This window comes from Pseudomonas sp. CLCA07, from assembly GCF_053615335.1.
On the sequence record NZ_CM132131.1, the window covers coordinates 2287858 to 2307005 of the forward strand.

Sequence of the window (19148 nt, forward strand, 5' to 3'; positions counted from 1 at the left end):
CCGGCGCCGAGTAAAACCTTACGGGCCGCCAGATCGGCCCACATGGTTTCAAGGGGAGCAACAAAATGATCAAACGCAATCTGCTGGTGATGGGCCTTGCGGTCCTGTTGAGCGCCTGCGGTTTCCAGCTGCGCGGCACCGGCACCACCGAACTGGCGATCACCGAAATCGACCTGAGCGCCCGCAATGCCTACGGCGAAACCGTGGTGATGCTGCGTCAGGCGCTGGAAAGCAGTGGCGTCAAGGTCTACGCCGGCGCACCTTACAAATTGGTGCTGACCAATGAGCAGAACAACCAGCGCGTCCTCAGTTACACAGGCGGTGGCGGTACCGGCGAATATGAACTGATCACCGTGTTGAACTACGACATTCGTGGGGCACATAACCTGCCGCTGATGAGCGATAAGCTCGAGGTGCAGAAGACCTACGTTCACGACGGCAACAACCTGTTGGGTTCGGACCAGGAAGCTAGCGCCGCGCGCAACGAAAGCCGTCGCGAGCTGGTTCAACGCATGATGCTGCGTCTGCAGCAGATCACCCCGGCGCAACTGGACCAACTGCAGCAGACCGCAGAAGCCAAGGCCAAGGCCGAAGCCCAGGCGCTGGAAGCAGCACAGAAGGCTGAAGCGAATACTCCGCGCCAGTCGCCTGTCCAGATCCCTCAGCAGTAAAACTTTCGGGGCGTTCCGGCGCCCCGTTTGGCCTCTCTTATGAAACTTGCCCCCGCCCAACTCGGTAAACACCTGCAAGGTGCCCTCGCGCCGGTCTATATCATCAGTGGCGATGACCCGCTGCTGTGCCAGGAAGCGGCCGATGCCATTCGCGCGGCCGCGCGCCAGCAGGGCTTCGACGAACGTCAGGTCTTCGCCGCCGACGCCAGTTTCGACTGGGGAACGTTGTTGCAGGCGGGGGCAAGCATGTCGCTGTTTGCCGAAAAACGCCTGCTGGAACTGCGCCTGCCGTCCGGCAAACCCGGCGACAAAGGCGCCGCCGCGTTCATAGAGTACTGCTCGCGCCCGGCCGAAGACACGATATTGCTGATCAGCCTGCCCAAGCTCGACGCCAGCGCGCAGAAAACCAAGTGGGGCAAGGCGCTGGTCGAAGGTCAGCAGACTCAGTTCGTGCAGATCTGGCCGGTGGATGCCAACCAGTTGCCAAGCTGGATCCGCCAGCGCCTGTCTCAGGCAGGGTTGTCGGCCAGCCAGGACGCGGTCGAACTGATTGCAGCTCGCGTCGAGGGCAACCTGCTCGCCGCCGCGCAAGAAATCGAAAAGCTCAAATTGATGGCCGAAAGTGGGCAGATCACTGTCGAAACCGTACAGGCTGCCGTGGCCGACAGTGCACGTTTCGACGTATTTGGCCTGACCGATGCCATCCTCAATGGTGAAGCGGCCCACGCGCTGCGCATGCTGGAAGGGCTGCGCGGTGAAGGTGTCGAACCACCGGTGATTCTCTGGGCGCTGGCCCGGGAACTGCGCCTGCTGGCTAACCTGTCGCTGCAATACAGTCAGGGCGTGCCGCTGGATAAGGCGTTCAGCTCGGCCCGACCGCCGATCTGGGACAAGCGCAAGCCGCTGATGAGCAAGGCACTGCAACGCTACTCGGCGCAACGCTGGGCGCAGTTGCTGCTCGAAGCGCAGCGTATCGACGCGCAAATTAAAGGCCAGGCGGCGGGTTCGCCGTGGATGAGCCTGAGCCGGTTGACGCTGTTGATGGCCGGTCAGCGCCTGACTTTGCCTTCCGAGTAAACACTCCCCCTGTAGCAGCTGGCGCAGCCTGCGTCGGCCGGTCCGCGCTCGGGCGAAGCAGTCGTAAACCCTGAATCCAGAATCTTCCTGACATACCCCATCGGCTGATTTGGCGACTGCTTCGCCCGAGCGCGGACCGGCCGACGCAGGCTGCGCCAGCTGCTACAGGTTTTGCGATCGCCGAAAGGTCCTACAACCTGTGGGGACTAGACAGAACCACAACTTCGGCCGATGATTTGCCCCGCAAAATCCCCTCACTTACGAGAAATCATCATGAGCAAAAAGCCATCAACGCATGGCCCCAACAAGGCCAAATCCATCATCGCCCAGCCACTGTTCCGCAGCCGTCAGGAACGAGCCGGCAAGGGCAAAGGCAGCTACCGCCGCGAAGCCTTCCAGTCTAATAGCTGGGAGGCTTCTTACTTTCTGGCTGCGTAAAGCAGAACACCCCTTCTACATGTTAAGGTCTGCACTTGAATCGATTGCCCTGGACCTGTGCATGCCCCTTTGTCTTTCCCGTCGTTGGCCAGTTCGCCAACTGATAGCTGCCTCCAGCCTCATTTTGCTTGTCGCCTGCGCGGAAAAACCGACTGCCGCCGACGCCCAGCCGCTCAAAACCCTTCCTGTCGCGACAGCTCCTGCGGTCTATCCGCCCGCGGTGCCGACGGGTGAAACCCCCGACATCCAGCCCACCCAGTCGTTCGCCGAATGGCAAGCGGGTTTCCGCAAAGACGCACTGGCCGCCGGTATCCGCGCCGATCTGTTCGACCGCGCCTTTGCCGATGTCAGCTTCGACCCCAGCGTGATCCGTGCCGATCGCAGCCAGCCGGAATTTTCCCGTCCGGTGTGGGAATACCTCGATGGCGCAGTTTCTCCACTGCGAGTACGTAAAGGCCAAGCGCTGATCAGCGAAAACGCTGCCATCCTGCAAAGCATCGAACAACGTTATGGCGTCGACCGCCAAGCACTGGTGTCGGTGTGGGGCATGGAAAGTAACTTCGGTCAGTTCCAGGGCAGCAAGTCGGTCATCAACTCGCTGGCAACCCTGGCGTACGAAGGCCGGCGCCCGGGCTTTGCGCACGATCAACTGATCGCCGCCCTGCAAATCCTGCAACAAGGCGACATCACACCCGAGAAAATGCTCGGTTCCTGGGCCGGCGCCATGGGCCAGACCCAGTTCATCCCGACCACTTACAACACCCACGCCGTGGATTTCGACGGCGATGGCCGCCGCGACATCTGGGACAGCCCCGCCGACGCATTGGCCTCGACTGCGCACTACTTGCAAAGCTCCGGCTGGCAGAAAGGCCAGCCGTGGGGCTTTGAAGTACGACTGCCAAGCAGTTTCAACTACGTTTTGGCCGATGGCACGATTCGCAAAAGCGTCGCCGAGTGGCAGCAGCTGGGCGTTTCACTGCCCCCGGGGGCTCAGGTTCCGCCAGGCTCGGAACACCTCTCCGCGGCCCTGTTGCTGCCAGCCGGTTATCGTGGCCCTGCGTTCCTGGTCCTCGACAACTTCCGCGCGATACTCAAGTACAACAACTCGTCGTCTTATGCGTTGGCCGTGAGTTTGCTGTCCGAACGCTTCGACGGTGCAGGACTGATCAGCGGCAACTGGCCCAAAGATGATTTGCCGTTGAGCCGCACCGAGCGCATGGAACTGCAAAGCCTGCTGAGTGCCCAGAACTACGACGCGGGCATCCCTGACGGAATCATTGGCGCCAACACGCGCAAGGCGATTCGCAGTGCACAACAGTCGTTTGGCTGGCCGGCGGATGGGTATCCGACGCACAAGTTGCTGGAAGGACTGCGTAGCCGCTAAAAAGCATCGCGGACAAGCCACGCTCCCACAGATTTTGTGTCGTTTACAGATCCAGTGTGGGAGCGGGCTTGCTCCGGGCGGCGTTCCGACGATAGCTGACTATCAGGCGACGAAACTCTAGCGCCTGACCACCACATCCTGCTCCAACACCAACTCCTTCTTCCCCGCATCCAATCGAACCAACGCTCCCATCGGCAACGTCAGGTTCGGATCACAATGACCACTACGCCACCCGGCCAGCACCGGTATCCGCAACGGCTCGAAGGTCTGTTTTAGCAATTGCTCCAGCGCTGCCGCATCGACCCCTGCCACATCCCCCACCAAAACCCCACGAAGCTTGCCCAGCGCGCCAGCCAGCCGCAGATGGGTCAGTAGCCGGTCAATGCGATACAGCGGCTCGTTGACGTCCTCGATCAGCAGGATGACGCCCTCGGCGTCCAGCTCGTACGGCGTGCCCATGGTCGCGGCAATCATCGACAGGTTGCCACCCAGCAAACGCCCGTGAGCGATACCGGGCTCGATCGTGGTCAACGGCCAGGCCACCGGGTGCGACAGTACGCTGCCGGTCTTCACCTGCCCTCTGAGCATGTTGAAAAACGACGACTCGGTAGGCTTCTGCTTGTCGCCCAGCAAATCGGCATTGAGCAGCGGGCCATGAAAGGTCACAAAACCGGCATAACGGCTGATCGCCAAGTGCAGCGCCGTGATGTCGCTGTAGCCGATGAACGGTTTGGCGTTGTTTTGCAGCAGTTCGAAATCAATTCGGTCGAGCAAACGCGGTGTGCCGTAACCACCACGCAGGCAGATAATCGCATCGACTTCTGTGTCAGCGAACGCCGCGTGCAGATCATTGAGCCGCACCTCGTCACTGCCGGCCAGATACCCATCCTGTTCATATACCCCGGGAAACACCCGCAACGCATAGCCGCGAGCGCGCATCCAGGCGATGGCTTTGTCAGTGTCCAGCCCGGCGGGACCGGCGGGTGCAATCACGCCGATCAGCCCTTCCGACGGCAAGGCCGGAACAGGTTTATGCGGATACAGCGTGTGGGTCGGTCGAACGGTCATCCATGAATCTCCCTGCGCGAAAATCTTCAGCACACAGTAGTCAGGAACGGGGACAAACAGAAGAGGGTCAGTCGCCCGCAGGTTGCAGGAAAAAACACTGGCTGGCGTAGGCCAGGCAAAAAAACGCCCGCAAGGCCTGAAAAGCCATGCGGGCGCCTTTTATGTCACCGCCAAATTACAAGGACGATATCAGCTCAGCTTTGACCAACTTTGCCTGCTCATCGGCATGGTACGAGGAACGTACCAACGGGCCGGACGCGACGTTCTTGAAGCCCATCTTGTAACCTTCCTCGGCAAACCAGGCGAAGGTATCCGGGTGCACAAAACGCTGCACCGGCAAGTGGCTGCGGGACGGTTGCAGGTACTGGCCCAGGGTCAGCATGTCGATGTCATGTTCGCGCATGCGCTTCATGACTTCGATGACTTCTTCGTCGGTTTCGCCCAGGCCCAGCATCAGGCCGGACTTGGTCGGAATGTGCGGCATCATCTGCTTGAAGCGTTGCAGCAGGGTCAGCGACCACTGGTAATCCGAACCTGGACGCGCAGCCTTGTACAGGCGCGGCACGGTTTCCAGGTTGTGGTTGAACACATCTGGTGGCTCGGCAGCGGTGATTTCCAGCGCCACGTCCATACGGCCACGGTAATCCGGGACCAGGGTTTCGAGCTGTACGTTTGGCGACAGCTTGCGGATCTCGCGGATGCAGTCGGCAAAGTGCTGGGCACCGCCGTCACGCAGGTCGTCGCGGTCTACCGAGGTGATCACTACGTATTTGAGCTTCAGGTCGGCGATGGCGATAGCCAGGCTTTCCGGCTCATTGACGTCCAGTGGTTTCGGACGGCCGTGGCCGACGTCGCAGAACGGGCAGCGACGGGTGCAGATGTCGCCCATGATCATGAACGTCGCGGTGCCGCCGGAGAAACACTCGCCCAGGTTCGGGCAGGACGCTTCCTCGCACACGCTGTGCAACTTGTGTTTGCGCAGCAGGGCCTTGATGCGGTCGACTTCCGGCGAAACCGGGATACGCACGCGAATCCAGTCGGGTTTCTTCGGCAGTTCGGTGGTCGGAATGATCTTCACCGGGATACGTGCAACCTTCTCGGCGCCGCGCAGCTTGACGCCGGCTTCAACCTTGGCACGCGGGGCCGGACGCTCGGTAACATCAAGCGTCGGGATCATGGTTTGCACTGCATCAGTAGTCATATCAGTCGATTCCGCCCGTTAGGGTCGTCTGCTCAGCATAGTCGAGGTGTTTGACGAGCTGCGCGCGCAGCCGGGCACTTACCTCGGCAAATTCAATCGATCCTGCGTGATCGCTCAGCTGGGTCATCGCCAGCCCGGCGTATCCGCAGGGATTAATCCGTCGAAACGGTTCCAGGTCCATGTCCACGTTCAGGGCCAAGCCATGAAAGGAACAACCATGGCGGATCCGCAGACCCAGGGAAGCGATTTTCGCCCCGTTGACGTAGACACCCGGCGCGTCCGGCTTGGCGGCGGCAGTGACGCCGTAGCTCGCCAGCAGTTCGATCAGGCAGAGTTCCATGCGGGTGACCAGGTCACGCACGCCAAACCCCAGCTTGCGCACATCCAGCAGCAGATAGGCCACCAGTTGGCCAGGCCCGTGATAGGTTACCTGACCACCACGGTCGACCTGTACCACCGGAATATCCCCCGGCAGCAACAGGTGCTCGGCCTTGCCAGCCTGACCTTGGGTGAACACTGGCGGGTGCTCGACCAGCCAGATCTCGTCGGCGGCGTCGGTGCCGCGTTCGTTGGTGAAGCGTTGCATGGCGTGCCAGACCGGCTCGTAAGCCATCTGGCCGAGCTCACGAAAGCCCAGCGTGCCAGACATCACAACACCATGTGCACGAAGCCGGTAGCCCGCAGTTCGCTGTTGATGTTGTACAGCTGGTCCTGGTCGGTGGCGACAATGTGCAATTGGATGGTGGTGTATTTGCCGTTGCTGCTTTGGCGCTCGTCAACACGCTCATCGTTGATGGTGGCGTGTTTTCTGACGATATTGATGATCTTGTCCTTGTTACCCACGCCGGTGTCGCTGATCACCTTAACCGGGTAATCAGTGGCAGGGAATTCGATCTTTGGTGCCTTTACTTCGGTATCGGTCATGGCGTAACGGCCTCGTAAGCGTAAGCCGTGGCGACAACAAAGCCCCGCGCCGGATCAGCACGGGGCCTTGCAGGAGCACACTATCAGTTGAACATGCTGTAGAAGAATAGACGGATGCTATCCCACATACGGCGGAAGATACCACCCTCCTCGACAGCGTCCAGGGCGATCAGGTCGGCGCTGTGCACCACCTTGTCTTCCAGCTTCACTTCGACTTTACCGATCACGTCGCCCTTGGCGATTGGCGCAATCAGCTGCGGGTTCATGGTCATGCTGGCAGCGAGCTTTTTCAGCTGGCCTTTTGGCAGGGTCATGGTCAGGTCTTCAGCCAGGCCGGCCTTGACTTGATTGGTCGCGCCTTTCCAGACAGGGGCCTGAGCCAGCTCGGCGCCTTTCTGATAGAAGGTCTGGGTTTCAAAGAAGCGGAAACCGTAAGTCAGCAGCTTCTGGGTTTCGGCGGCGCGAGCCACTTCGCTGCTGGTGCCGAACACCACGGCGATCAGGCGCATGCCATCACGTACAGCCGAAGACACCATGCAGTAGCCGGCTTCGTCGGTGTGGCCGGTCTTCAGACCGTCGACGGTCTTGTCGCGCCACAGCAGCAGGTTGCGGTTAGGTTGCTTGATGCCGTTCCAGAAGAATTCTTTCTGCGAGTAGATCGCGTAGTGAGCCGGGTCTTCGTGGATGATCGCGCGAGCCAGCACCGCCATGTCATGAGCCGACGAGTAGTGCTCCGGGTTCGGCAGACCGGTCGGGTTCATGAAGTGGCTGTTGGTCATGCCAAGGTCGGCCACGGTTTTGTTCATCATGTCAGCGAAGGCGTCTTCGCTGCCGGCGATGTGCTCGGCGAGCGCAACACTGGCGTCGTTACCCGACTGAATGATGATGCCGTGCAGCAGGTCGCTGACAGTCACCTGCGTGCCCACCTTGATGAACATCCGCGAACCACCGGTGCGCCAGGCGTTTTCGCTGACGGTCACCGGGTCGTTTTCGCCGATCTGGCCACGACGGATTTCCAGGGTCGCGAGGTAGGCGGTCATCAGCTTGGTCAGGCTGGCCGGCGGCAGACGCTGGTCACCATTGTTTTCGACCAGCACGTTGCCGCTGCTGGCATCCATGAGCACATAGGCTTTGGCAGCCAGTTGTGGTGGAGCTGGCATCACCTCGACCGCGAACGCAGCCGGTGAGAGGAGCAGCGGGACTAACAGGAACAGGCGTTTGGCAAAGGTGGTGATGTTCATCCGTCTCTCGAAATCGCTAATGGAAACTGCCCGGGGGCAAAACTAATCAGATGACCTTCTAACGGGCCATCGCGTATTCAGCTGTTCACTCAGAACCCTTGCCGGGCTTTTGTTCGTTACGAGCCAACAACCAGGTTCACCCCATGAATCGCAAGTGAACCGTCAATCAGGTACTACGTATTACTCGGCGGTGACCAGGCTCGGCGAACCGAGATTGGCCATGCGCACGCTGTTCTGCACTTGCTGGATTTCACCCGGAGAGCCTATCGGCCCCAGGCGCACCCGATGCAGTGTCTGTTGGTTGCGCACGATCGAGCTGATGAACACCGGGGCGCTCACCATCCCGCTGAGCTTCGATCTCAGGAGTTCTGCAGCGTCCGGGTTGGCGAACGCGCCCACCTGCAGATACTGGCCAGAGGCTGGTACAGAAGCGTTTTTTTTTGCATCCAGCTGAACAGGCACGACGGCCGCAGCGTGTTGCTGCGCCGGAGGCGTCCATTGCTCGACGGTACCGGCCGAAGCCGTAATCACCGGGGCGCTATTTTGCGCGACTTTCGGCTCGTTGAGCATCAAAGGCGCTGGGCGGCCTTTTTGGGTCCACCACTGTTGCGGGTCGATACCCTCGACCTTGACCCGCGCCGTGCCGGTTTCGGCATAACCGAGCTTTTTGGCGGCGGCATAGGACAAGTCGATGATACGGTCCGAATAAAACGGCCCACGGTCGTTGACCCGCAGGATCACGCTCTTGTTGTTGTCCAGGTTGGTCACCCGGACGTAACTCGGCAGTGGCAACGTCTTGTGCGCGGCACTCATGCCATACAGGTCGTAGACCTCGCCATTGGCGGTGTTCTGGCCGTGGAACTTGGTGCCATACCAGGACGCCGTGCCCGAGGCGACGTAAGTCTTGGATTCTTGCAGCGGGAAGTAGGTCTTGCCCAGAACCGTGTACGGGTTGGCCTTATAAGGGCCGGAGTGCAGGGTCGGCGTGGCATCCGGGATGCGTGATACGTCGACATCCCACCACGGCGCGCCATCTTTGTGGGCGCGGTTGATGTCCAGCCCCGGCGCCGGGCGCACGGCAGTGGACGAGGATTTCTGAGCGGGTGCGCGACTGGTCGAGCAACTGGCGAGCAGCACCGCCAACGCGGCGAAAGCCATGAACTTCAGGGGTTTATTCATAGGCAATGCCCGCATTACTTGACGCCCCGTGCTTGGACCAGCTGTTCAGACAGTTGATGTACGGCCATGGCGTACATCACGCTGCGGTTATAACGCGTGATCGCATAAAAATTCTGCAGGCCCATCCAGTATTCGGGGCCATTGTCACCTTCCAGGCGGAAAGCCGTAACCGGCATATCATCGCGCAGCGCATCATGACTTGACCACCCCAGAGCCCGCAACTCCCCTGCGGTTTTAGTCGGCTCGATGCCCGTGGTCAAACCGTCGTCCACCTGCTCGCCACGGACATCGGCGCGGCTGACCACCGGTTCGCCGGCGACCCAACCGTGACGCTTGAAGTAACTGGCGACACTACCAATGGCATCGTCGGGATTGGTCCAGATATTAATGTGACCGTCACCGTCGAAGTCCACCGCATACGCGCGAAAACTGCTCGGCATGAACTGCGGCAATCCCATGGCACCTGCGTAGGAGCCCTTGAGGGTCAACGGATCGACCTGCTCTTCCCGGGCCAGCAGCAAGAACTCACGCAATTCCTTACGGAAGAATTCAGCGCGGGGAGGATAGTCGAAGCCCAGGGTCGACAATGCGTCGATCACCCGGTAATTGCCGGTATTGCGGCCGAAAAAGGTTTCTACGCCGATGATCGAGACGATCACCTGCGCCGGCACACCGTATTCCTGCTCGGCACGCGCCAGCACCGCTTCGTGCTGACGCCAGAAGTCCACACCACGGGCGATACGCGCATCGGTGATGAACATCGGGCGGTATTCGTTCCATTGCTTGACCCGTTCGGCGGGTTTCGAGATCGCGTCCAGGATCGACTGCTTGCGCTCGGCTTCGCGGAACACGCCCATCAGCTGTTCACCGGCGAAACCGTAATCGCGGGTCATTTCACCGACAAATTCAGCCACCTGGGGTGAGCCTTCGTACTCGCCGGCCAACGCGTGCTGCGTTGTGCCAAGGATGCTTACCAGGCCGACCCATGGCGCGTATCGAGTCACCCAGCCACGCATTACTTGCATTGAAATCTTCACCTTATTCAAACCTGTGCGATCCACTTACGATGGGTATGGATCGACATCAAAACCCCAAACGCTGACAGCAGCGTTACCAGCGAAGTTCCTCCGTAGCTAATGAACGGCAACGGCACCCCCACCACCGGCAACAGGCCACTGACCATACCGATGTTGACGAAAACATAAACAAAAAACGTCATGGTCAAACTGCCCGCGAGCAATTTGCCGAATAATGTCTGGGCCTGAGCGGTAATTACCAGACCCCGTCCAATCAGCAGCAGGTAAATCAACAGCAACGCGCAAATGCCGACCAGGCCGAACTCTTCGCCCAATACCGCAATAATGAAGTCGGTGTGGCTTTCCGGCAGGAAGTCCAGGTGCGACTGGGTGCCCAGCAGCCAGCCCTTGCCAAACACACCACCGGAACCGATGGCGGCTTTCGACTGAATGATGTTCCAGCCAGTCCCCAACGGATCGCTCTCCGGGTCGAGGAACGTCAGGATTCGCTGCTTCTGATAGTCGTGCATGATGAAGTACCACATGCCCACGGCCACCGGCACGGCAGCCGCCAGCACGCTGATGATCCAGCGCCAGCGCAAGCCCCCCATGAACAAGACGAACGCGCCACCCGCGAGGATCAGTAGCGATGTCCCCAGGTCCGGCTGACGCACGATCAAGATAAATGGCAAGCCAATCAGAAACAGACTGACCGCAACGTGCTTGAGCTGCGGCGGCAAGGTGCGCTTGGACAAATACCAGGCGATGGTCGCCGGCATCAGGATTTTCATGAACTCCGAGGGCTGGAAGCGGATCACCCCGGGGATGTTGATCCAGCGCGTGGCGCCCATGGCGTTGTGGCCCATGACGTCCACCACCACCAGCAACAGCACACCGAGCACATAACCGACCGGCACCCACCGCGCCATGAAACGCGGCTCGAACTGCGCGATGACGACCATCGACACCAGGCCAATACCAAACGAAGTGGCTTGCTTGGCCAGCAGGTCCCAGCTCTTGCCGCTGGCCGAATACAGCACGAACAGGCTGCCGGCGGCGAGGGTCAGCAGCAAAATGAGCAACGGCCCATCGATGTGCAGGCGTTGCAACAGCGTCGCGCGGCGACGCATCACATCTTCGCTTGAGAGCATGCGATCAAAATTATTCATCATGGGCCGTAACCTCCGCACTGATAGGGCTGGCGTACTCGGCTTTGAGATGGCCGTCCTGGTCCAGGAGCCAGGCATCCATGATTTGACGCACCACTGGCGCGGCGACCCCGGAACCGGACTCGCCGTTCTCGACCATCACCGACACCACGATTTGCGGGTTGTCGGCCGGCGCAAAGCCGACAAACAAGGCGTGGTCGCGGTGACGTTCCTGAACCTTGGAGCGGTCGTACTTCTCGCCCTGCTTGATCGCGACCACCTGGGCCGTACCACTTTTCCCGGCGATCCGGTATTGCGCGCCAATCGAGGCCTTGCGCGCCGTACCGCGAGCGCCGTGCATCACCTGTTGCATACCGTGGTTGACCTTGGTCCAGTCCGACGGATCGCGCAGAACGATATTCGGCATCGGATTTTCATCCTTGGGCTTCTCGCCTTCGACCGTCTTGGCCAGGTGCGGACGGTTCCACACACCTTTGTTGGCCACCAGTGCCGTGGCCTGGGCCAGTTGCAGCGGCGTGGACTGCATATAGCCCTGACCGATCCCCAGGATCAGGGTTTCGCCCGGGAACCAGGCCTGGCGGCGGGTCGCACGTTTCCACTCGCGGGACGGCATCAGGCCCGGCGATTCTTCGAACATGTCCAGCGAGACCTTTTGGCCGATGCCGAATTTACCCAGATACGCCGACAAACGATCGATCCCCAGCTTGTGGGCCAAGTCATAGAAGTAGGTGTCGTTGGACCGCATGATCGCCGTGTCCAGATCCACGTAACCGTCGCCGGTACGGTTCCAGTTCCGGTACTTGTGATCGTAATTGGGCAGTTGGTAATAACCGGGGTCGTACACGCGGGTCGACGCGGTGACCACACCTGAATCCAGACCGGCAATCGCCACCGCCGGCTTGATGGTCGAACCCGGCGGGTACAGACCGCGCAACACGCGGTTGAACAGCGGTCGGTCGATGGAGTCGCGCAGTTCGGAATAGGCCTTGGAACTGATGCCCGTGACGAACAGGTTCGGGTCGAAACTCGGCTGGCTGACCATCGCTAGCACTTCGCCGGTTTTCGGGTCCAGCGCCACGACGGCACCACGACGACCGCCCAGTGCCGCTTCGGCCGCTTCCTGCAATTTGATGTCCAGGCTCAGGACGATGTCCTTGCCGGAAATCGGTTCGGTACGCTTGAGCACACGCAATACGCGGCCCCGAGCGTTGGTTTCGACTTCTTCGTAACCGACCTGACCGTGCAATTCCGGCTCGTAGAAACGTTCGATGCCGGTTTTGCCAATTTGATGGGTGCCGCTGTAACTCACAGGATCCAGTGACTTGAGCTCTTTCTCGTTGATTCGCCCCATGTAACCCACCGAGTGCGCAAAGTGCGCGCCCTGCGGATAGTGACGAACCAGCTGCGCGACCACTTCCACGCCCGGCAGGCGGAACTGGTTCACGGCGATCAGGGCGATCTGTTCTTCGGTCAGCTCGAACAGGATTGGCACCGGCTCGAATGGCCGACGCCCCTGACGCATGCGTTTCTCGAAGATCACCCGGTCCTCGGGTGTCAGCTCCAACACTTCGACAATCACGTCGAGCACTTGCTGCCAGTCGCCGGAGCGCTCGCGGGTCATGCTCAGGCTGAAGCTGGGCCGGTTATCGGCCACCACCACGCCATTACGGTCGAAGATCAGCCCACGGGTGGGTGGAATCGGCTGCACATGGACGCGGTTGTTTTCCGACAGGGTCGAGTGGTACTCGTACTGGATCACCTGCAGGAAATACAACCGCGCAATCAGCACACAAATCAGCGCTACTACCGCAATTGCACCGAACACGACGCGACCACGCACCAGACGGGCGTCTTTTTCGTGGTCCTTGATACGGATCGGCTGAGACATGAGGGCAGAACTACTTGTGGTAAGGGTGGCCGGACAAGACTGTCCAGGCACGATACAGCTGTTCGCCGATCAGGATTCGCACCAGCGGGTGCGGCAACGTCAACGGCGACAATGACCAGCGCTGATCGGCTCGGGCACAGACTTCCGGCGCCAGCCCTTCGGGGCCGCCGACCATGAAATTCACCGTGCGCGAGTCCAGACGCCAGCGATCGAGTTCGACCGCCAACTGCTCAGTGCTCCAGGGCTTGCCGTGGACTTCGAGGGTGACAACACGCTCGTTCGGCCCGACCTTGGCCAGCATGGCTTCGCCTTCCTGACGGATGAAGCGCGCCACGTCGGCGTTCTTGCCACGGGTGTTGAGCGGTATTTCCACCAGTTCCAGCGCCAGCTCGGACGGAAGACGCTTGGCATATTCATGCCAGCCTTCTTCCACCCACTTGGGCATCCGTGAACCGACGGCGATCAGTCGCAGTCGCACAGCGGGCCCTTATTGCTGGTCTTTGTTGAGCTTGATGAAATGCTCGTGGGTGTTTTCCGGGCTGTGGTGAGCCGCGTTCAGCGCACGGCTCTGTTCAGCGCCGGACCACAGACGCTCCAGGTCGTAGAACTGGCGAGCCGAGGCGGTCATCATGTGAACGATGACATCATCCATGTCCAGCAGAACCCAGTCGCTGTCGCCCTTGCCTTCTTCACCCAATGGCTTCACGCCCTGGGCTTTGACGGCTTCGCGAACCTTGTCCAGCATCGCGCCGATCTGGCGGTTGGACGTACCGGTAGCGATGATCATGAAGTCAGTGATGCTCTGCTTTTCACGAACGTCGATCACCTGAATGTCCTGGGCCTTGACGTCTTCCAGGGCCGCTACGGCAACCTTGACCAGCTCTTCACCGGCCAGCTCCGGGCCGGTCGGTGCTACTACTGGCAGTGGGGCGCTTTTGAATGTGCCTTTGCGCTTTACTTTAGTTACGTCTTTGTTCGTCATATAAAACTCGTTTTGCTCGTATGTTCGGGGGCTTCGATACACGTGATCACGTGCTTGAAGCGCGCCTCTTTTCAGTTCGACGCACGGTAAAGTCCGTGCGCATCGATGTAGGCCAGGACCGCGTCGGGCACCAGGAAACGTACCGACTTACCGCTGGCCAGCAGTTGACGGATCTGGGTGGCGGATACCGCGAGCGGTGTCTGCCAGACGAATGCAATCTGTCCGCTCGGCCCTTTGAGGGCCAGCGGGTCGCTCACCGAGCGCGCTGCCAGCAGGTTGCGCAAGGCATCCGGCGGTTCGCTGTCGGCATCCGGGCGTTGCAGCACCAGGATGTGGCAATGCTGGAGCAACTCTTCCCAGCGGTGCCAAGTGGGCAGGCCGCAAAATGCGTCCCAGCCCAAAAGTAGAAAAACCTGGGTCTGAGCGGGCAGTTCGGCGCGCATCAGCTCCAGGGTGTCAATAGTGTAGGACGGTTTGTCCCGCTGCAATTCGCGGGCGTCCACCACCAACGGCGCCACACCGGCCACCGCGCACTCGACCATCGCCAGACGGTCTTTGGCCGACACCTGCGGCGTACCACGATGCGGCGGTCTGGCACTGGGTGTCAGACGTAACTCATCGAGCGCCAGCGATTCGGCGACTTCCAGCGCACCACGCAGATGGCCGATGTGCACCGGGTCGAACGTACCGCCCAGCATGCCAATCCGGCGAGGTTGAGGCTCGCTTGAAGTGGCTGGGGCTGTCGGGTCGAGGTCGCCCAAGTCAGACCGACGCCTGGCCGCGCAACTGGCCATCACCGACCACGATGTACTTCTCGCAGGTCAAACCTTCGAGACCCACCGGGCCGCGGGCGTGCAGCTTATCAGTAGAAATGCCAATCTCGGCACCCAATCCGTATTCGAAGCCATCGGCGAAGCACGTCGGGGTGTTGATCATCACCGACGACGAATCGACCTGCGCGACAAAACGCCGTGTGTCAGCGAGGTTTTCGCTGACGATCGAGTCGGTGTGATGGGAGCCGTGCTTATTAATATGCTCGATCGCCTGGTCCAGCCCTTCGACTACGCGGATCGACAAAATCGGCGCCAGGTATTCGGTAGTCCAGTCTTCTTCGGTGGCCGCTACAGCATCGATAATCGCGCGCGTGCGCTCGCAACCACGCAGCTCGACGCCTTTTTCGCGGAACTGGGCAGCCATCGATGGCAGGAAATCTTTGGCAACGGCTTGATCCACCAGCAGCGTTTCCATGGCGCCGCAGATGCCATAACGGTACGTCTTGGCGTTGAACGCGATGCGCTGGGCTTTCGCCAGATCGGCATGTTCACTCACGTAAACGTGGCAGATGCCGTCGAGGTGTTTGATCACCGGCACGCGGGCGTCACGGCTGACGCGTTCAATCAGGCCACGGCCACCACGGGGCACGATGACATCGACATATTCCGGCATGGTGATCAGTGCGCCAACGGCGGCACGATCGGTGGTTTCGACCACTTGCACCACGGCGGCTGGCAGTTCGGCTTCGGCCAGACCGCGCTGGATACAGGCGGCGATGGCGCGATTGGAATGGATCGCTTCGGAGCCGCCACGCAGAATGGTTGCATTGCCAGACTTGAGGCACAGGCTGGCGGCATCGATGGTCACGTTGGGACGGGATTCGTAGATGATCCCGATCACGCCCAGCGGCACGCGCATTTTACCGACCTGAATGCCCGACGGGCGGAAGCTCATGTCGCGAATCGCGCCGACCGGGTCCGGCAATGCGGCCACCTGGCGCAGGCCGACGATCATGCCGTCGATGCGTTCCGGGGTCAGCGCCAGACGCTCCAGCAGGGCCGGCTCAAGACCATTGGCGCGACCCGCGGCCAAATCCAGTTCATTGGCCGCCGTCAACTCGGCGCGTGCAGCGTCCAGCGCATTGGCAGCAGCCTGCAAGGCGCGGTTTTTCTGCGCAGTGCTGGCGCAGCCGATGACGCGAGAGGCTTCGCGGGCAGCGCGACCCAGGCGGGTCATGTAGTCAAGAACGGACTCAGTCATGGTCTGGATTGGTCTTTGCTAAGGTCTTGGTAAAGAGTAAAGCGGCAGATTATAGCTGTCGCGTCCCCCGACTAACAGCGGTGACGGGCGGATGGTCGAAATCGAGGGCAATTTGCCGACGTTCAGCCGTGATTAAGCTGCAAATTGTTATCATCACCGCTCTATAAGCCCTGATAAACGCCGTTCATCATGTCCAACCTGACTGTTCGAGCGTCCGCTACTAGCCTGCCCACCGGGCTTGCGGACGCGTTTTTCGACCGTGACGCGCAAACGCTGGCCCGGGATTTACTCGGCAAAGTCATTCGCCACCGGGTCGGCGACCTGTGGCTCAGCGCCCGGATTATCGAAACCGAAGCCTATTATTTTGAGGAAAAAGGCAGCCACGCCTCCCTCGGCTACACAGAAAAACGTAAGGCATTGTTTCTGGATGGCGGCCACATCTATATGTATTACGCCCGTGGCGGCGATTCGCTGAACTTCAGTGCCAAAGGCCCCGGCAACGCGGTGCTGATCAAATCGGCCTATCCGTGGGTCGATGAGCTGAGCGGACCGGCGAGCCTGGCGCAAATGCTGTTGAACAATCCCGACGCCCAAGGCCGCCCTCGCCCCTCGCAAAAGCTGTGTGCCGGGCAGACCCTGCTGTGCAAGGCCCTGGGTTTGAAGGTGCCGGTCTGGGACGCCAAGCGTTTCGATCATGAAGTGCTTCTCGTGGAAGACATCGGCCCGGCGCCCGCCCACATCATCCAGACCACGCGCTTGGGCATCCCCCATGGCCGTGATGAACACTTGATGTACCGCTTTGTCGATGCGGCTTACGCGCCGTATTGCACGCGTAACCCGCTGCGACGGGGGCAGGTCGAAGGTCGCGATTATTTTGTACTGTTTTGATGACGCCCCCGGTGGGAGCGACCTGTGGCGAGGGGGCTTGTCGGACCGCCGCACCGCCCCGTTGGGCTGCGAAGCGGCCCCAAAATCGCTGATGTGCCAAAGATATTGTGAGTGCTACGCACTCAAACGGGGCGGTGCGGCGGTCCGACAAGCCCCCTCGCCACAGGTCGCTCCCACAAGGGATCTGTAGTTTTTTGAAGATTGCGGTCGTCCCTCATGGGACCAATGAACATTTATGGAGTTGTTTTTATGGGCCCATGGCTCGATAGCGTCACCGGTTGGTTGACGGTCAACCCGCAGTGGCTGGCTGCGGCGGTGTTCATAGTGGCCTTTGTGGAATGCCTGGCGATTGCCGGGCTGATCGTGCCCGGCACGGTGTTGCTGTTTGCCGTGGCGGTCCTGGCCGGCAGTGGCGCGCTATCGTTGAGTGAAACGCTGCTGCTGGGGTTCGTTGCCGGGGTGCTGGGTGACGTCATTTCGTACTTCGTCGGACGGCATTTCCACCAGAACATCCGACGCCTGCCCGGCTTACGTCATCATCCGGAATGGATTGCCGGCGCCGAGGCGTATTTCCAGCGTTATGGCATCGCCAGCCTGCTGGTCGGACGCTTTATCGGACCGCTGCGCCCGATGTTGCCGATGGTTGCCGGGATGTTCGATATGCCATTCCCGCGATTTTTCGCCGTCAGTCTGTTGGCTGCCGCTGGCTGGAGTGTTGCGTACCTGCTGCCCGGCTGGGCCACGGGCGCGGCGATTCGTTTGCCGTTGCCGGAAGGTTTCTGGCCTGAGGCGGGAGTCGTCGCTGGTGCTATTGCCGTCATGGTTGGTTTGAGCGTCACCAGCAGCCTGCGCCGCCATCGCAAGGCGACGATGCTGATTGCCGGGATGAGCCTTCTGATTCTGGCGGGATTGTTTATCGGCTATCCGCACCTGACCGCGCTTGATCAGGGCTTAATGACGTTGGTGCAAGAACACCGCAGCCCGATGCTCGATGAAGTGGCCGTGGTCTTTACGCTGATTGGCGAGTTTCGCAACATGCTGCTATTCAGCGCACTGCTGACCGGCCTGCTGCTGATCGCGCGACAATGGCGGCAGACGATTTTTGCCGGCAGCACCCTGCTTGTCACCGCCCTCGGCAACACCTTCACCAAGCAATTTTTCGCCCGCGTGCGCCCGGAAGTACTGAGCGATCCACTGACCAGTTACAGCATGCCCAGCGGCCATGCCTCGGGGTCATTCGCGCTGTTCCTGACCCTCGCCGTGCTGGCGGGCCGAGGACAACCACCGCGGATGCGTCTGACATGGCTGCTACTGGGTTGCTTGCCCGCGCTGGCGATTGCGCTATCGCGGGTGTACCTGGGCGCACATTGGCCGACAGATGTATTGGCCGGCGCTATGTTGGCTGCCTGTGTTTGTGCGGCGAGCCTGTGGCTGAGTCAGCGCCAGACACCGCTCAACGCCATGCCACCCAAGGTCTGGTGGCTGGTGTTGCCAGCGCTGATGGCGTTGTTCGGGTTCTTTGCGTTGCGGCATTTGCCGCACGCGATGTTGCGGTATGCGTATTAGGGCAGGCATTTCAGAAAATCGATCTGCCGATAAGAAAATCACCTCAAATCTCCCGGCGCAAAGGGGTCAAGAATTTCGCATCGTGCGCCTCACGATGATCTGACACTCTGACCAAAGTGTATTGAACATGCCCCCCCTATCTTCCAGACATAACATCGTTCGCATGAAAGCCGTTTAAAACAAAAAGAAATAACGGCGACCGAAATATTGCGACCTATCAGCGCAATTCAGGTAAACACTCTCCCTGAATCACATCCAGTCGCTGCCGCGGATTATTTAAAATAAAAATCATTGTAATTATCCCGCCTCGATCGGCGCACGATAAGAATACGACTTTATATTTTTTTATAGCCAAACATGGCGCAAACAAACAACACCTACATCGCAACCAAAATAATACAAAAAATAAATAACATCTGGAA

Annotated in this window: 19 protein-coding genes; 6 read left to right on the forward strand and 13 right to left on the reverse strand. The window is 60.1% G+C overall.

Going from position 1 to position 19148, the window contains the following annotated elements; genetic code table 11:
* Positions 1-65: 65 nt before the first annotated feature.
* The 4 genes from ACWGZX_RS10540 to ACWGZX_RS10555 all read left to right on the forward strand — a co-directional run bounded on the left by ACWGZX_RS10540 (position 66) and on the right by ACWGZX_RS10555 (position 3570).
* On the forward strand, positions 66-671 hold the full coding sequence (locus tag ACWGZX_RS10540) for an LPS-assembly lipoprotein LptE (protein WP_452628265.1): 606 nt from the start codon (positions 66-68) through the stop codon (positions 669-671).
* Positions 672-710: 39 nt separating this feature from the next.
* Entirely contained in the window at positions 711-1748 is a 1038-nt protein-coding gene (holA, locus tag ACWGZX_RS10545) for a DNA polymerase III subunit delta (protein WP_452628266.1), read from the forward strand.
* A gap of 273 nt (positions 1749-2021) precedes the next feature.
* Entirely contained in the window at positions 2022-2186 is a 165-nt protein-coding gene (gene arfA, locus ACWGZX_RS10550) for an alternative ribosome rescue factor ArfA (protein ID WP_007946659.1), read from the forward strand.
* A 61-nt stretch (positions 2187-2247) separates the two neighbouring features.
* The gene (locus ACWGZX_RS10555; RefSeq protein WP_452628267.1) at positions 2248-3570 is read left to right on the forward strand and encodes a lytic murein transglycosylase; all 1323 of its coding nucleotides are present in this window, start codon (positions 2248-2250) and stop codon (positions 3568-3570) included.
* 117 nt (positions 3571-3687) lie between these two features.
* Here the strand turns inward: ACWGZX_RS10555 and ACWGZX_RS10560 are convergent, their stop codons facing one another.
* The 13 genes from ACWGZX_RS10560 to ACWGZX_RS10620 all read right to left on the reverse strand — a co-directional run bounded on the left by ACWGZX_RS10560 (position 3688) and on the right by ACWGZX_RS10620 (position 16272).
* Positions 3688-4638, reverse strand: a complete 951-nt coding sequence (locus ACWGZX_RS10560) for a S66 peptidase family protein (protein WP_452628268.1) — start codon at positions 4636-4638, stop codon at positions 3688-3690.
* A 175-nt stretch (positions 4639-4813) separates the two neighbouring features.
* The gene (gene lipA / locus ACWGZX_RS10565; protein WP_008035102.1) at positions 4814-5839 is read right to left on the reverse strand and encodes a lipoyl synthase; all 1026 of its coding nucleotides are present in this window, start codon (positions 5837-5839) and stop codon (positions 4814-4816) included.
* Between the two features lies 1 nt (position 5840).
* On the reverse strand, positions 5841-6488 hold the full coding sequence (lipB, locus tag ACWGZX_RS10570) for a lipoyl(octanoyl) transferase LipB (RefSeq protein WP_452628269.1): 648 nt from the start codon (positions 6486-6488) through the stop codon (positions 5841-5843).
* Positions 6488-6763, reverse strand: a complete 276-nt coding sequence (locus ACWGZX_RS10575; RefSeq protein ID WP_223521967.1) for a DUF493 domain-containing protein — start codon at positions 6761-6763, stop codon at positions 6488-6490. The genes lipB and ACWGZX_RS10575 overlap by 1 nt, the downstream gene beginning before the upstream one ends.
* Before the next feature lie 83 nt (positions 6764-6846).
* The gene (locus ACWGZX_RS10580) at positions 6847-8004 is read right to left on the reverse strand and encodes a D-alanyl-D-alanine carboxypeptidase family protein (RefSeq protein ID WP_452628270.1); all 1158 of its coding nucleotides are present in this window, start codon (positions 8002-8004) and stop codon (positions 6847-6849) included.
* Between the two features lie 180 nt (positions 8005-8184).
* On the reverse strand, positions 8185-9198 hold the full coding sequence (locus ACWGZX_RS10585; protein ID WP_452628271.1) for a septal ring lytic transglycosylase RlpA family protein: 1014 nt from the start codon (positions 9196-9198) through the stop codon (positions 8185-8187).
* On the reverse strand, positions 9198-10208 hold the full coding sequence (gene mltB, locus ACWGZX_RS10590) for a lytic murein transglycosylase B (RefSeq protein ID WP_223521963.1): 1011 nt from the start codon (positions 10206-10208) through the stop codon (positions 9198-9200). Before mltB ends, ACWGZX_RS10585 begins: the two co-directional genes overlap by 1 nt.
* Before the next feature lie 17 nt (positions 10209-10225).
* Positions 10226-11329: a rod shape-determining protein RodA gene (gene rodA / locus ACWGZX_RS10595; RefSeq protein ID WP_452629001.1), complete on the reverse strand. Its 1104-nt coding sequence runs from the start codon at positions 11327-11329 to the stop codon at positions 10226-10228.
* A 31-nt stretch (positions 11330-11360) separates the two neighbouring features.
* On the reverse strand, positions 11361-13256 hold the full coding sequence (mrdA, locus tag ACWGZX_RS10600) for a penicillin-binding protein 2 (RefSeq protein WP_452628272.1): 1896 nt from the start codon (positions 13254-13256) through the stop codon (positions 11361-11363).
* A 10-nt stretch (positions 13257-13266) separates the two neighbouring features.
* Positions 13267-13734: a 23S rRNA (pseudouridine(1915)-N(3))-methyltransferase RlmH gene (gene rlmH / locus ACWGZX_RS10605; protein WP_007937439.1), complete on the reverse strand. Its 468-nt coding sequence runs from the start codon at positions 13732-13734 to the stop codon at positions 13267-13269.
* Between the two features lie 9 nt (positions 13735-13743).
* Positions 13744-14238, reverse strand: a complete 495-nt coding sequence (gene rsfS, locus ACWGZX_RS10610) for a ribosome silencing factor (protein WP_223521957.1) — start codon at positions 14236-14238, stop codon at positions 13744-13746.
* Positions 14239-14309: 71 nt separating this feature from the next.
* Positions 14310-14936 (reverse strand): nicotinate-nucleotide adenylyltransferase, encoded by a 627-nt coding sequence (nadD, locus tag ACWGZX_RS10615; protein ID WP_452628273.1) that lies wholly within the window; start codon positions 14934-14936, stop codon positions 14310-14312.
* Between the two features lie 64 nt (positions 14937-15000).
* The gene (locus tag ACWGZX_RS10620) at positions 15001-16272 is read right to left on the reverse strand and encodes a glutamate-5-semialdehyde dehydrogenase (protein ID WP_452628274.1); all 1272 of its coding nucleotides are present in this window, start codon (positions 16270-16272) and stop codon (positions 15001-15003) included.
* Between the two features lie 189 nt (positions 16273-16461).
* Here ACWGZX_RS10620 and ACWGZX_RS10625 point away from each other — a divergent pair, with 189 nt between their 5' ends.
* Together ACWGZX_RS10625 and ACWGZX_RS10630 are read left to right on the forward strand one after the other, a co-directional pair.
* Positions 16462-17160: a DNA-3-methyladenine glycosylase gene (locus ACWGZX_RS10625; RefSeq protein WP_452628275.1), complete on the forward strand. Its 699-nt coding sequence runs from the start codon at positions 16462-16464 to the stop codon at positions 17158-17160.
* Positions 17161-17409: 249 nt separating this feature from the next.
* The gene (locus tag ACWGZX_RS10630) at positions 17410-18726 is read left to right on the forward strand and encodes a bifunctional DedA family/phosphatase PAP2 family protein (protein WP_452628276.1); all 1317 of its coding nucleotides are present in this window, start codon (positions 17410-17412) and stop codon (positions 18724-18726) included.
* The last annotated feature ends 422 nt before the right edge of the window (positions 18727-19148 follow it).